This window comes from Gordonia oryzae, assembly GCF_003797185.1.
Taxonomy (GTDB): Bacteria; Actinomycetota; Actinomycetes; order Mycobacteriales; family Mycobacteriaceae; genus Gordonia; species Gordonia oryzae.
In genome coordinates this window covers 18,330-31,772 of the sequence record NZ_RKMH01000003.1, presented here as the reverse complement: position 1 = coordinate 31,772, position 13,443 = coordinate 18,330, and the positions used below count along the sequence as shown (strand labels likewise).

12 protein-coding genes and 2 tRNA genes are annotated in these 13,443 nt (G+C 66.1%); 9 read left to right on the top strand and 5 right to left on the bottom strand.

From position 1 onward, the window contains the following. Positions 1-51: 51 nt before the first annotated feature. The 5 genes from EF294_RS04345 to EF294_RS04325 all read left to right on the top strand — a co-directional run bounded on the left by EF294_RS04345 (position 52) and on the right by EF294_RS04325 (position 6,675). Positions 52-720, top strand: coding sequence for a PadR family transcriptional regulator (locus EF294_RS04345; RefSeq protein WP_123926010.1), 669 nt, complete (start codon positions 52-54; stop codon positions 718-720). Then, positions 717-2,228 carry an MFS transporter gene (locus EF294_RS04340; RefSeq protein ID WP_123926008.1) on the top strand — a complete coding sequence of 504 codons (1,512 nt, stop codon included), beginning with the start codon at positions 717-719 and terminating at the stop codon, positions 2,226-2,228. The genes EF294_RS04345 and EF294_RS04340 overlap by 4 nt, the downstream gene beginning before the upstream one ends. Before the next feature lie 109 nt (positions 2,229-2,337). Continuing rightward, positions 2,338-3,570 (top strand): exonuclease SbcCD subunit D, encoded by a 1,233-nt coding sequence (locus EF294_RS04335; RefSeq protein ID WP_123926006.1) that lies wholly within the window; start codon positions 2,338-2,340, stop codon positions 3,568-3,570. A gap of 10 nt (positions 3,571-3,580) precedes the next feature. Further along, positions 3,581-6,547 (top strand): AAA family ATPase, encoded by a 2,967-nt coding sequence (locus tag EF294_RS04330; RefSeq protein WP_123926004.1) that lies wholly within the window; start codon positions 3,581-3,583, stop codon positions 6,545-6,547. Positions 6,548-6,602: 55 nt separating this feature from the next. Continuing rightward, a tRNA-Arg gene (locus EF294_RS04325) sits at positions 6,603-6,675 on the top strand. A 147-nt stretch (positions 6,676-6,822) separates the two neighbouring features. Here EF294_RS04325 and EF294_RS21315 read toward each other — a convergent pair. Further along, positions 6,823-6,981, bottom strand: coding sequence for a hypothetical protein (locus EF294_RS21315; RefSeq protein WP_185090943.1), 159 nt, complete (start codon positions 6,979-6,981; stop codon positions 6,823-6,825). A 125-nt stretch (positions 6,982-7,106) separates the two neighbouring features. On the opposite strand from EF294_RS21315, the gene EF294_RS04320 reads away from it, so the two are divergent. Then, the gene (locus EF294_RS04320) at positions 7,107-7,562 is read left to right on the top strand and encodes an SRPBCC family protein (protein ID WP_123926002.1); all 456 of its coding nucleotides are present in this window, start codon (positions 7,107-7,109) and stop codon (positions 7,560-7,562) included. A gap of 89 nt (positions 7,563-7,651) precedes the next feature. Here the strand turns inward: EF294_RS04320 and EF294_RS04315 are convergent. The 4 genes from EF294_RS04315 to EF294_RS04300 form a co-directional block, all read right to left on the bottom strand. Then, positions 7,652-7,724, bottom strand: a tRNA-Ala gene (locus EF294_RS04315). 106 nt (positions 7,725-7,830) lie between these two features. Continuing rightward, a complete protein-coding gene (locus EF294_RS04310) occupies positions 7,831-8,631 on the bottom strand; it encodes a DsbA family protein (protein ID WP_425459393.1) in 801 nt (266 codons plus the stop codon). A gap of 102 nt (positions 8,632-8,733) precedes the next feature. Then, on the bottom strand, positions 8,734-9,081 hold the full coding sequence (locus tag EF294_RS04305) for a histone-like nucleoid-structuring protein Lsr2 (RefSeq protein ID WP_123926000.1): 348 nt from the start codon (positions 9,079-9,081) through the stop codon (positions 8,734-8,736). Between the two features lie 182 nt (positions 9,082-9,263). Next, positions 9,264-10,016 (bottom strand): hypothetical protein, encoded by a 753-nt coding sequence (locus EF294_RS04300; protein ID WP_123926648.1) that lies wholly within the window; start codon positions 10,014-10,016, stop codon positions 9,264-9,266. A 40-nt stretch (positions 10,017-10,056) separates the two neighbouring features. Here EF294_RS04300 and trhO point away from each other — a divergent pair, with 40 nt between their 5' ends. From trhO to EF294_RS04285, 3 genes are all read left to right on the top strand, one after another. Further along, positions 10,057-10,953 (top strand): oxygen-dependent tRNA uridine(34) hydroxylase TrhO, encoded by an 897-nt coding sequence (gene trhO / locus EF294_RS04295; RefSeq protein ID WP_123925998.1) that lies wholly within the window; start codon positions 10,057-10,059, stop codon positions 10,951-10,953. Next, positions 10,950-12,095, top strand: coding sequence for a CobW family GTP-binding protein (locus tag EF294_RS04290; protein WP_123925996.1), 1,146 nt, complete (start codon positions 10,950-10,952; stop codon positions 12,093-12,095). The genes trhO and EF294_RS04290 overlap by 4 nt, the downstream gene beginning before the upstream one ends. 220 nt (positions 12,096-12,315) lie before the next feature. Further along, positions 12,316-13,413 carry an N-acetylmuramoyl-L-alanine amidase gene (locus EF294_RS04285; protein ID WP_123925994.1) on the top strand — a complete coding sequence of 366 codons (1,098 nt, stop codon included), beginning with the start codon at positions 12,316-12,318 and terminating at the stop codon, positions 13,411-13,413. The last annotated feature ends 30 nt before the right edge of the window (positions 13,414-13,443 follow it).

The window sequence follows — 13,443 nt, the reverse complement described above, 5'->3', positions numbered from 1 at the left end:
ACACACTCCAGGGTGTATATTCCAGATGGAATATTAGGTTGGGGCTGAAGGGTGGGCGTCGTGGGTGCCGGTCGCGGTGGGGGTGAGCATCGGCTGGCGCCGTTGGCGGTGCTGGTGCTCGGGCTGCTCGCCGAACAACCGTTGCACCCGTACGAGATGGTGCAGATCACGATCGAGCGACGTGAGGATCGGCTGGTGAAGTTTCGACCGGGCACGCTGTACCACACGGTCGACCGGCTGGCCGGGAACGGACTGATCGAGGTCCACGACGTCCGGCGGGAGGGCAACCGCCCCGAGCGCACCGTCTATGCGATCACCGAGGCGGGTCGGGAGGCGCTCGTGGTCAGTCTCGAGCGCATCCTCGCCCAGCACTCACCCGAGTATCCCGAGCTCTACCTCGCGTTGTCGGAAGCCCATGCCCTTCCCCGGTCGCGGGTGATCGAGTTGCTCTCGGCGCGTATCGAGGCGATGCGCGCCGATCTCGCGCAGTTCGTCGACGCCGCCGAATGTGCGTCGGGCAAGGGCATCCCGGAGATGTTCTTCCTCGACGCCGGCGCTCGGATCATCACCCTACGGACTCAGATCGACTGGCTCACCGGCCTTCTCGATCGTCTGGAGTCCGGAGAGATCGAGTGGCTCGACGACCCGGATTCTCCCTATGCCTCGGCGCACCCCATGTTTCCCACCCCAGAGTCTCCAGAGAAAGTGATCCCACAATGAGTACGCCCACCTCCCCGGCGGCGGTGACCAATCGGCCCTGGTTATCTCTGATGGCGCTGTGCGTCGGGTTCTTCATGATCCTCGTCGACATGACGATCGTCGCGGTCGCCCAGCCCGAGATCCAGGTCGCTCTGCGCACCGACGTCAACGGGATCGTGTGGGTGACCAGCGCCTACCTGCTCACCTACGCCGTGCCGCTGCTGATCACCGGACGGCTCGGTGACAAGTACGGGCCCAAACTTGTCTACCAGGTCGGTCTGGTTGTGTTCACCGCCGCAAGTGTGTGGTGCGGTTTCGCCGGTTCGATCGGCGAACTGATCGCCGCGCGCGCCCTCCAGGGCATTGGTGCCGCGCTGATCACCCCGCAGACCATGGCGCTCATCACGCGGATCTTCCCGCCCGAGAAGCGCGGCGCGGCCATGGGCGTGTGGGGCACCGTCGCCGGTGTCGCCACGCTGGTCGGCCCGCTGCTCGGCGGTGTCCTCACCGACCAATTCGGTTGGGAGTGGATCTTCTTCGTGAACCTGCCCGTCGGCATCGTCGGGCTGATCCTGGCCGCCACCCTGGTGCCCTCGGTCGACACCCACGACCATTCCTTCGACTGGATTGGGGTCGGTCTGTCGGCGGTCGGTCTGTCGGCGCTGGTCTTCGGCATCCAGGACGGCGAGAAGTACGACTGGGCGGGCTGGATCTGGGTGCTGATCATCGGCGGCATCGCGGTGATGGCCGTCTTCATCTACTGGCAGTCGCGCATCCGCACAGAACCACTCGTGCCGCTCACGCTGTTCAAGGACCGCAATTTCACCCTCTCCAACATCGGTATCGCGTCGATGGGCTTCGCGATCTCCGGCCTGATGATCCCGATGATGTTCTTCCTGCAGCTCGTCGGCGGGATGTCGCCGACCCGCTCGGCGGTGATGATGGTGCCGATGGCGGTGCTCACGGGCTTCCTCGCGCCGATCGTCGGTCTCGTCCTCGACATGGTCCATCCCAGCGTGATCATCGCCACCGCGTTGCTGTTGCAGGCGATCGCCGTCGGCTGGCTCGGCGTGATCGCCCGCCCGGCGACACCGGTGTGGCAGTTGATTATTCCGATGTGTCTGATGGGCATCGCCTCGGCGGGCATCTGGGCTCCGCTGGCGGCGACGGCGACGCGAAACCTGCCCTGGCAACAGGCCGGCGCGGGAGCGGGGGTCTACAACACCACCCGGATGATCGGTTCGGTGATCGGCTCGGCGGCCGTCGGTGCCATCATGCAGACCCGACTGGCCGCCGAACTGCCCGGGGGGAACATCACCGAGCAGAGCAGTGCGGTCAGTCAGTTGCCCGCGTTCGTGCGTGAGCCGTTCGCCATCGCCATGGGTCAGTCGCTGTACCTACCGGCCGGGGTGCTGTTGATCGGTGTTCTCGCCACGTTGTTCCTGACGCGGCCCAAGCATCAGGCGTCGCCGCTCACCGCGCCGGTCGCGGTCTCCAGGGGCGAGGTCGAGGGAGCCGGCGCGGCGTAGCCAGGTTTGCCGAGTCCGTCCGAGCCCCTTCGAGGTCAGGGGAGGTGCTGGGGGATGTCCCGGCGGCGCCTCCACGGATCTGTCGGTGGCCAATCGTACGGTGGTGAACATGCGTATTCTGCACACTTCGGACTGGCACCTCGGCCGGACGTTCCACGGTGTCGAGCTCCTCTCCGATCAACGTCGGATGCTGGCCGACATCGCGGCGATCGTTGCCGCCAAGTCGGTCGACGTCGTCGTGGTGGCGGGCGATGTGTATGACCGTTCGGTTCCCTCGGCGGATGCGGTGTCGGTCTACGACGCCGGTCTGGGTGACATCGCAGCCGCCGGGGCGCAGATCGTCGTCACCTCCGGCAACCACGATTCACCGACCCGACTCGGTGCGGCATCGGCATTCGCCGCTGCGGGCGGGCTGCACCTGCGCACGAGTGTGGCCGCCATCGACACACCGGTCGTGCTCGACGATGAGTTCGGACCGGTTGCGTTCTACGGGATTCCCTACCTCGAACCCGACGCTGTCGCAAAGGCATTCGATATCCATGCGCCCTGTAGTCATCAGGGCGTACTGGGCGCGGCGATGGAGCGGGTGCGCGCTGACGCCACGATACGCGGTGCGCGTACCGTCGTCGCCGCCCACGCATTCGTCAGCGGGGCAGTCAGTACTGGATCGGAGCGGTCCATCAGCGTCGGTGGGGTGGAAACGGTTGCCGCCGAAACGTTCTCAGGGATCGACTACGTGGCGCTCGGTCACCTGCACTCACCGCAGGAGATCGCCCCGGCGGTGCGCTACAGCGGCTCGCCGATGCCGTACTCCTTTGGTGAGAACAGTCATCGCAAGGGCGTGTGGATCGTCGATCTCGATGCCGACGGCGTAACTGATATTCGCCTGCACGAGCTGTCCGGCGTGCGTGGGTTGTCCTCCCTGCGAGGCACTCTCGATGAGCTCCTTGGTGACGAGAAGTACGCCGACGCGCGTGAGCACTACATCGAGGCGACGCTCACCGACACCATCCGGCCGCTCGACGCGATGCGCCGGCTGCGCGAGCGATTCCCCTACGCGGTGCACGTGCACTGGGAGCGTCCGGAGGCCCTCCGTCTCGATTACCGTTCGCGCATTCGCGGACGCACCGACGCGGAGATCATCGCAGCCTTCGTCGGTGACGTCCGTGACGAGCCGTCTGCGGCCGAGCGGGACCTGATCGAGCGTGCGCTGCGTGAGGTCGTCGGCGAACCTGAAGTAGTCGAGGCCGGTGCTGCCGACGTCGAGGCCCGCGAGGTAAGCGAGGCCGATCAAGGCCAGTGGGCGCTGTTCGCCCTCGAGACCGACTCGAAGTCGGCGTGAGGCGCTGCCGATGAGACTGCATCGTCTACGGATGACGGCGTTCGGGCCGTTCGCCGCGGACACCGAGATCGACTTCGACGCCCTCGGTGCCGACGGACTGTTCCTGCTGCACGGGCAGACCGGAGCCGGAAAGACCTCGGTGCTCGACGCCGTGGCCTTCGCGTTGTTCGGCAGGGTACCCGGCTCTCGGCACGAGGGGCGGCGACTGCACTCCGATCATGCTGATGCACAGCAAGTTCCGGAAGTGGAGCTCGAGGCGACCATCGGTGGCCGCCGTATGCGCATCGTGCGTTCCCCCGAATATCACCGACCCAAGAGGCGCGGACCCGGCACCACCAAGGTCCCGGCGAAGGCCACCATGATCTGGCTTGACGACTCGGGCCCGGCACTGACTCGGTTAGCGGAGATCGGTGAGTCGATCACGCGACTGCTCGGGATGACTGCCGATCAGTTCTTCCAGGTGGTGCTCCTCCCGCAGGGCGACTTCGCGCGATTCCTGCGCGCGAGCTCAGAGGATCGAGAAGCCTTGCTGGAGAGACTGTTCGACACCGAGCGATTCGGTGGAATCGAGGAGTGGCTCAAGGACCGTGCCCGGCAGGCCGAAGCCGCTCTCGGTGAGAAGGCGGCGGCGGTCGAACGCATCGCCGGTCAGATGGCAGCAGTGCTCGACTGCGAATCACCGGCTGAGGCGGAGATCGACTGGGCGCAAGAGTGTCTGGCCAACGCCCGGGAGACCGTCGAGTCCGCCCGCCGGCGGCTCGCCGCGGCGCAGGCCCAACTCGACGGTGCGCAGACAACACTCGTGAACGGAAATCGGCTGGCGGAGTTGCAGCGTCGAGGCATTGAGGCGCGGGCGCGATTGACTCAGCTCGATGCCGGAGCGGCCGGTCTCGAGCAGGTGCGCGTCGCCGCACGGGCAGCTCGTGCCGCGGTACCGATTATTCCGCTCGCCGACGACCACGACGCCGCTGCGTCGGCTGCGACCACCGCGAGTCGCGCATACGACTCGGCGGCAGCGGGATTCGCCGACATGCCCGAGGGTGCCGGGCTCGCGGGCTCCGACGCCGATCTCGATGCGGCGATCGAACGATGGACCGGGGAGTCGGCGCGATGGGAGCCGCTCGCCCGTCGTGTCGAGCAGCGTCCGACGCTGTTGACCGACCTTCGTCGGCTCGATGCCGAAGTGGCTGCCGCACAAGACCGTACCGCTGAGCTGACCGACATGCTGGAGGCCGCGCCGGATCGCCGTCAGGCTGCGGTCACCGCGTTGACGGCCGCATCCGAGGCCAGATCCGACGTGCAACGGCTCGCCGCCGAATGCGAACGATGCGAGGAGCTGGTCACCGCGTTCGCCGCGCGACAAGCACTGGACGGCGAGCTCATGCAGGCTCGCACGGAGGTGCTCGCGGCACGTGAATCACACACTGCCGCACGCGAACGCCACCTCGATCTACGGGAGCGCCGGATCGCTGGCATGGCCGCCGAGCTCGCCTCGACGCTCTTCCCGGGAGAGCCGTGCATGGTGTGCGGATCAACCGAGCACCCCGCGCCCGCCGACGCCGGCGAGCAGACTGACGTTGCGAAGACCGCGGAGGCCGCGGCTGCCCGCGCCGAAGAGCGTGCGGCCGAGCGCCGGGGGCGAGCCGAGACGGCGCTGGCCACGCTCGAGGCACGCCGTGCGCACCTCGACCAGGAGATCGGCGAGGAGTCCGCGGAAGCGGTGAGGTCGCGTCGACAGATACTCGACCGCGAGCTCGCCGACGCCCGAACCCGGGTGGCGTCGATCCCGACCCTCGAACGCGCCGTCAACGCCATCGACGCCGAGATCGAGACTTGGCGCACCGAACTCGGCCGTCTTGCGGCGTCGACGTCTGCGCGCGCCGAACGGCGCTCGGCGCTGCGTCGCGAGATCGACGATCTCGATGACGAAGTCGCGCAGGCCACCGGCGGGCGTATCGGTGTTGACGAGCGACGTGCCGAGCTGGCCGAGTTGTGCCGCCGGGCTCGAGCCCTGCGCGACGCGCGAGCTGACCTGCACCGTGCGGTCCGGCACCGCGACGACCTCGCCGTTCGACTCGAATTGCGGTTGTCCGACGCCGGATTCAGTGATGTGGGAGCCCTGCGCGACGCGGCGGCAGCGCCCGGGCAGCTCGATGCCTGGGAGGCGATGATCTCTCGGGCGGCGGAGTTGCGCGCCGGCGCCCAGGAGACGATGGCAGACGCCGACGTCGCTGCGGCGCTGTCGGCCGAGCCGGTCGATACCGGCATCCTGTCGCGGGCACTGGCGCAGGCCCAACGGCAGCAGGAAGCGGCCGCGCGTGAGCATGCCCTGGCTGCCCGAACGGTGGCACGACTTGAGGAGCTCATTGCCGAGTTCTGGTCGGCGCTCGATGTGCTTGCGCCGGCCCAGGAGCGCCACGCTCGCGTGCAGGGTCTGGCCGATCTGGTCGCCGGGCGCGGCCAGAACGCGCGCAAGATGTCTCTGCACTCCTATGTGCTGGCCTCGCGTCTCGAGGAGGTCCTGGTGGCGGCGTCGGTTCGGCTGCATCAGATGTCCTCGGGTCGTTATGAATTCGTCCACTCCGATGCGGCCGGTCCACGCGGCCGCCGCGGCGGGTTGGGTATCGAGGTGCACGACGAGTACACCGGTGCCGTTCGTGCGGCCACCACGTTGTCCGGTGGAGAGACCTTCTTCGCCTCGCTGGCTTTGGCCCTCGGACTTGCCGATGTCGTGTCTGCCGAATCCGGTGGCCGCGTCCTCGACACCATCGTCATCGACGAGGGCTTCGGTTCCCTGGACCCCGAGGCGCTCGACCTCGTCATGGGCGTCCTCGACGAGTTGCGTTCGGGCGGACGGGTGGTCGGCGTCGTCAGCCACGTCGACGAGATGCGCGCGAGGATTCCGGCACAATTGCACGTGATGCGAGGGACCAATGGGTCCTCGGTGCGCATGGACGGCGTGGTGGGCGTGTCGTGACCTGCCGGATTGGGTTGCCGGACCGGAGTGCGCTACTCTGAGTGCCGCCCGTTGAGCCCCCGTAGCTCAGGGGATAGAGCGTCTGCCTCCGGAGCAGAAGGCCGCAGGTTCGAATCCTGCCGGGGGCACCGTTAATCTCATTCGTTTCCACTGGTCAGAAGGCTTTTCCGCTCATCTCCTGACTCGGTGTACAAGGTGAATAGTACGGCCGATGGGCCAAAAGTAGGCCACTCTGGCCCCCATCATGGCGGCTGCGTGGCGGTGATCTGCAATTGTCAATTGCGATGGGTGGCTTCCTGGGTTAGTCCGTGCAGTCCCGGCCGTAGATGTCGGCGGTAGTGGTGGATCTGTGGCCCCTTGCCGGCTTGCACGAGTGTGAGATCTGCGCAGGCTGCGCGAAGAATGGCCGCGTAGTTACGGCGACGGCTCTGCACTGTGGCAACCTTTGTGGCCGATGCTGCGTAGGGCCGCAACCGATGCGCGGCTGACGTGGGTGCGCGTCAGTCGCTGACGGCTCGGATCTGGCGCCGACCGAGGCGAGACCCGCTACGATTGTGCGGTGTTCGACCTTTCGGAGCCGGACCCATCAATGATCGACCTCGCCGTCTTCGTCGAGGGTTCTCCCGAGGTTGCCTGGCGCGTCCTGACAGCGCCGGAGCTCATGGCCGAGTGGTTGGCGCCCACAATCGGCTTTCAGCCCGTGGTCGGGACAACCTTCATTGTTCAAGTCGCGGTTCCGGACAAGCCGGATGCCGAGATGGCTTGCCAGGTCGTCGCGGCTGATGAACCCCACCACCTTGCCTACAGCTGGACCGACCTCCGTGGGAACCCGCCGATGCGATGGATGATGGACTACCGCCTCATGCAGTGCGGCCGCGGTGCTCGATTGTTCTGGCATATGAGCGGTTTCGATACCGAGAACCGCTATCAGAGGTTTGCGCGCAACGGAATCGAACGGTCTTGGAACCGGACGGTGCTGCCCAAGTTCGCCGAGATCGTGAATGCGCAACGTTGACACAGGCGCCAATTGATCCGACCGTGCCCGAGTTCGTACTGAATACGAGTAAGCCCCTCCGACCGAAGTCGGAGGGGCCTGCTGTCGAGTGGAGCTAAGGGGACTCGAACCCCTGACCCCCACACTGCCAGTGTGGTGCGCTACCAGCTGCGCCATAGCCCCGTATTCTGTTCTCGCGCCCCTCGAAATGGGCACTGGCGAAGTTACACCATCGCGTGAACGGTAAACAAATCGCCTTGTCAGCGACGCAGTCTCGGGAGGCGGTCGTTCACTCGGTCTCCTTGGTGAGAATCGCCGTCAGCCACCCCGGTCCGTCGGTGATCCCGTTGACCGGCTCTCCGTTCAGCAACACCGTCGGGGTGCCCACTGCCGTCGTTTCCATGGCCTTCTCGAGTTGAGTGCGCGACTGTGCTGCAGCCTGCTTTGCCTCGGCGAGCTTGGCGCCGGTGGCGATGCACTGTGGTGTCGGGGGAGCGGCTCCCTGCGCGGTGGCGATTTGTGCCAGCTGGGCGTCGGAGTGGTCGGAGTCGCCGTTCTCCTTGGGCTGATCGACGAACAGTGCGGTGTGGAATCGGAAGAAAAGTGCCGGGTCCTTGGCGTCACCGACACATTGCAGGGCCCCAGCTGCACGTTCGGAGTAGTCACCCGACGCCGACCTCGAGTTGAGGAACGTCAGCATGTGATAGCGCACCCTGAGCTTGCCGGAATTGACGGCATCGATGATCGGCTGGCCGGACTGCTTCTCGAACTGCTGGCATACCGGACAGAGGAAGTCCTCGAATACATCGATGGTGGTCGGCGCGGCGGGTTCACCCACGATCAGCGCGGCGTTCTCGTTGAGCACGGTGTCACTGACCGGCCCCAGGTCCTTCTTGTTCGCGTTCCAGACGAAGCCGAGGATGACCAGCGCCGCCACTGCCACCACAGCGACGCCGACAAGCACATAGGTCGCCTTGCTGGAGGTCGACCGGGGCTGATGGCCGGACGGTGTCGACGTGGCGGACTTCCGCGACGACGCGGCCGAGGGCGTCGCGCGCGAGGCTTTCGAGGTCTTGCGCCGCTCAGTCACGCACTCGACTGTAACGGGTGGTCACCGACGAGCGGGCCGAGCGTTCGGCCAGGACCGTTGTCGAGCGTCGGCAAGCGTCGCTGCACGGTGGCAGGGGGTGGGTCAGTGAGCCGCTTCGAAGGCCTCGAGCACGGTGGCCGGAATGCGGCCGCGATCTCTGACCTCAAACCCGTTCTCGGTTGCCCACGTGCGGATGGCCTGCGTCTGCTCTGTGCTGCGGGTGCCCGCGCCGCCTCTCGTGGCGCGCTTGGCGGCCGGTGTGCGGGCCGAACCAGCGGTGCGCGACACCTCGATGTATCGGGCCACCGTGTCGCGGAATTGCTGAGCGTGGCCTGCCGAGGTGTCGAACTCGTAATCCTTGCCGTCGATCGACCAACGGACGGTCTCGTAGTCGTCGAGAATCTTGCCGTCGATGTCGTCGACGATCTCGACCGATTGAACCTTTGCCATGTGGACCTCCAGAGCCTTCATTTCTGCCCGCCGTAAATGGCGGCTGCCGGGCGTCGCCGAAATATCGACACTACCCAGAATGCGGGGCGTAGCTGTATGGTAGCCGGAATTGAATAAGAGAAACCTGAAAGAATCACTCACTCAACAGACGCTGAAAATCGGAGAAAAACGTGAAGGAATCCTCAGCTTGGTGGTGCGGGATTCGACGTTTCATCGGCGTCGGACGGAGTGCCGGCGGCGTCGGTGGAGTCAGTGTCGTCGAGGCCGAGCAGCGACTGCGGTGCGCGTTCGTTCGCGTAGATCGTGCGATAACCCGTTGAGGTGACCGCGAATCCGGTATCGGAGGTCGACTCGAGGCAATACGTGCCCGACGGGGAGACCAGACACTGGAATCGACCGACGGCAATCGTCGTCCCGAAGTCGACAATCGAACTGCGATAGAGCACCGGATACTCGTTGGAGCAGGCGCCGTGAGTGGGGCCGTCGGCGCTCACCGTGATCAGGTTTGCTGCCCATTGACAGCTCGATGGTTCCGACGCCGGCGGAGTGCCGTTCGCAGCTGCGTTGTTGATGCGGCACGCCAAGGTGGCACGCCCATTGTTGTCGGTGGAACAACTGAGATTTCGGTCAGGGGTGGAGAAGTGAAATCCCGACGTTTCTTGCAGTGGATCCGTCGAGCCGGTGGCGCCGATGTGATAATTGGAATTATCGGCGCGTGGTGCGAGCGAGACCACCCGGCCGATACTCCAATCCGGTAATTCGGTGGCGGTGTTGGTGATCGAGGCGGACGTCGTCGACGTGCTCGGAACATCGGACTCGGTGGTCAGCTGATCGGTCGGAGGCAGCACGATCTGGGATGGACCGTTGCCGCCCGACAGCGAGCATGCCGTTGTGCCGGCGCCGAGGAAGACGATCCCGATCGCGGCCAGTGCCATCGACACGCGGCGCGACCATCGCGATCCGTACCCTTGCACTGTGTCGACCCCCAAGATCGTCCTGTTCTACGTGTTCACCCCGTTGCCCGACCCTGAGGCGATCCGGCTGTGGCAGCAGGCCGTGTGTTCGGCTCTCGGGTTGCGCGGCAGAATCATCCTGTCACGGCACGGCATCAACAGCACCGTCGGCGGAGATCTCGCCGCAGTGAAACGGTACGTCAGGGCCACCCGCGAATACCCCCCGTTCGCTCACGCCGACATCAAATGGTCGGAGGGCGCCGGCGACGACTTCCCGCGGTTGTCGGTGCGCGTGCGACCGGAGATCGTCACCTTCGGCGCGCCTGAGGAACTGAAGGTCAACGAGTCCGGCGTGATCGGTGGAGGTGACCGGCTGACCCCCCGCGATCTGCATCAACTCGTTGAGCAGCGCGGCGACGACGTCGTCTTCCTCGACGGCCGCAACCGCATCGAGTCGGAGATCGGCAGATTCACCGGCGCGCTCACCCCGCCGGTGGAGACCACCCGCGACTTCGTGCCGCTGCTCGACAGCGGCGTCTACGACCACCTCAAGAAGCGTCCGGTGGTCACCTACTGCACCGGTGGGGTGCGGTGCGAGGTGCTCACCGCCCTGATGCGTAATCGCGGCTTCGAGGAGGTCTATCAGCTTGATGGCGGGATTGTCCGCTACGGGGAGGAGTTCGGTGACGACGGTCTCTGGCAGGGCTCGCTCTATGTGTTCGACAACCGGATGAGCGTCGCGTTCTCCGACCACCCTGATGTGATTGCAGCGTGCGTCGAGTGCGGATCGGCGACGAGTTCCGTGGCCAACCATCCCGATCGGCTCGGTCGCGACCTCGCGGTCATCTGCGCCGACTGCCTCGCCGCTGCGGGTGTCACCGGGTCGGGTGATGCCTCGATTTCGGTGACGCCGCGATGAGCCGGGCAGGCGTTCCCGTCGTCGTGGTCGCCGGATTCCTCGGGTCGGGCAAGACCACGCTGCTCAATCACCTGCTGCGCGAGGGTGGTCGTGCCGGTTCCGTCGGTGCGCGAATCGGGGTGCTGGTCAACGACTTCGGAGCGGTGAACATTGATGCCATGTTGGTCGCCGGGCAGTCCGACGGCGCAGTGAGCCTCGCCAACGGGTGTATGTGCTGCTCGGTCGACCGAGATGGACTCGACGCCGCACTGTCGACTCTCCTGCGGCCGTCGGCCCGTATTGACGTCATCGTCATCGAGGCCAGCGGCATCGCCGAACCGCGAGCACTGATCCGCATGGTCACCGGCTCCGACGATCCCCGGATTCGGTACGGGGGACTGGTCTACGTCGTTGACGCGGCGTTGTTCGCCCGCACCCGACACGAGTACCCGGAGATCGACTTGCACATCGCCGTCGCCGATCTGGTGGTGCTCAACAAGATCGACCTCGTCGAGCCCGCGGCACTCGACGACATCAGGATGGTCCTACGCGAGCTCAACCCGACCGCGGCACAGATCTCGGTGATCGACGCCCGCGTCGACCCGGCGATGCTCTTCGATCCGGTGGCGCCGGATGCCGACGCACCGGACGGTTCCGGCGACGACGCAGGACCGGTGCAGCTCACCCTCGATGCGCTGCTCCATGACGCCGGACGCCGTGACTCCGCAAACCAGGATCGTGGCACGGCCCATGAGGATGAGCACGACCATGAAGACCATCACATGCCCGGAGTGCATGGTCACCGACACCTGCACGACGAGTTCACCTCGGTCGAGTTCGCCTCGACAGCACCGATGGACCCGCGCAGGCTCGCGCGATTCCTCGAGAGGCCGCCGGTCGGTTGCTATCGGATCAAAGGGGTAGCGCATTTCGACCTTCCAGGGCATCGGCAGCGCCACATCGTGCACGGGGTCGGCGGCTTCGTCGAGGTGCGTCGCGACTCGTGGGCCGGCCAGGCCAGGCAGACCAGTATCGTCGCGATCGGAACGGGGCTAGACCGTGACGAGGTCCTCATCGTCTTGGGCGCGGCCGTCGCCGACGACGCCACCGCCGACGACGAACACGGCATTCTGCACATCACCCGACACTTGCCCGCGCGCTGACCTGCGCGACCCGCGCCGGCAGGCTGAGTTGACTGCCGTGTCTCGGTCCCGTGCCCGTCACGTCACAGCTGGCTAACGAATCCGATCTGCCCAGGTCACCGATTTCCGCATCCTGTGCGCGACTGTTTGACTGTGTGAAAGCTGTGGCTATTGTGGCCAGTGTTGCTGCTTTGATTCGGGGTGGCGACGACTGAAACGACGACGCTGAGGATGTGCGAACATGTCGATCGCCCGGAGACGAGGCTTGCGAGCGCGACTCGCGATCACGGCGGCGGCCGTCGCTCTGCTGACGGGGTCGGCGGTGCTGACCGCCACCACCGGAAGCGCACCCGCATCGGCCGCACCGGCCACGGGCACCAGTCTTGCGGGCAAGACGATCTTCCTCGACCCTGGCCATCAGGGCGGCGCGGCCGGCCACGACCTGGCCAAGCAGGTTCCCGACGGACGCGGCGGCACCAAGGACTGCCAGACGACCGGTGCGACCGGGGTCAATGGCGTGGCCGAGCACACCGTCAACTGGGACGTCGCGCAGCTGGTGAAGGCCGGACTCGAGAGTCAGGGCGCGCGGGTGGTGCTGAGCCGACCCGACGATACCGGCTGGGGTGGATGCGTCGACGAGCGAGCTGCCGCGGCGAGCCGGTCGGGCGCGGCCATCGCGGTCAGCCTGCACGCGGATTCGACCACCGTCGGCACGGACACGACCAAAAAGGGCTTCCACATGATCGTGCCGACGCTGCCGATCCCGGATGCGACGGTCAATCAGGTGCAGGGCGGTGAAGGCCGCAAGGCGTCAACGATCATGCGTGACGCCTTCCTCAAGGCGGGCTTCCCGGCCGCCAATTACGCCGGGGTGAACGACGGAATCCAAACCCGCTCGGATATCGCGGCGGTGAATCTGACCAAGGTCCCGGCCGTCTTCATCGAAATGGGCAACCTTTCCAACCCGCAGGAAGCCGCCGAGCTGGCCGCCCGTGACGGTCAGGTCAAGTACTCGATGGCCATCACCGACGGGATCATCAACTACGTCAAGGGTTCTACGGCCGCCACTATCCCCGGCGTCAGCAGCCCCGGTGCCGCCACACCCGGTACGACGACCCCGGGTTCCACGACGCCGGGAACAGCGACCCCGCAGTCGTCCGGCAACGACGACGAATTGTCGGCGGTCCTTCCGTTCATTCAGCAACTGCTCGGCACGAAGGATCCTGCCGAGATCATGCGGTTGATGCTCACCGAGGGTCAGGACGCGTCGGCGCAGGTGCTCAACGCCATGCTCGAGGTCATCTACGGCCTGTTCGGCGGAAAGCTACCGATCGGCTGAGCGTCCTCGGCAGTCCGATTAAGGTCGAGG

Coding starts and splice junctions, on each gene's coding strand:
- EF294_RS04340 (WP_123926008.1), top strand. CDS start 717: ATGAGTACGCCCACCTCCCCGGCGGCGGTGACCAATCGGCCCTGGTTA.
- EF294_RS04335 (WP_123926006.1), top strand. CDS start 2,338: ATGCGTATTCTGCACACTTCGGACTGGCACCTCGGCCGGACGTTCCAC.
- EF294_RS04330 (WP_123926004.1), top strand. CDS start 3,581: ATGAGACTGCATCGTCTACGGATGACGGCGTTCGGGCCGTTCGCCGCG.
- EF294_RS04305 (WP_123926000.1), bottom strand. CDS start 9,081: ATGGCAAAGGTTCAATCGGTCGAGATCGTCGACGACATCGACGGCAAG.
- EF294_RS04300 (WP_123926648.1), bottom strand. CDS start 10,016: ATGGCACTGGCCGCGATCGGGATCGTCTTCCTCGGCGCCGGCACAACG.
- EF294_RS04290 (WP_123925996.1), top strand. CDS start 10,950: ATGAGCCGGGCAGGCGTTCCCGTCGTCGTGGTCGCCGGATTCCTCGGG.
- EF294_RS04285 (WP_123925994.1), top strand. CDS start 12,316: ATGTCGATCGCCCGGAGACGAGGCTTGCGAGCGCGACTCGCGATCACG.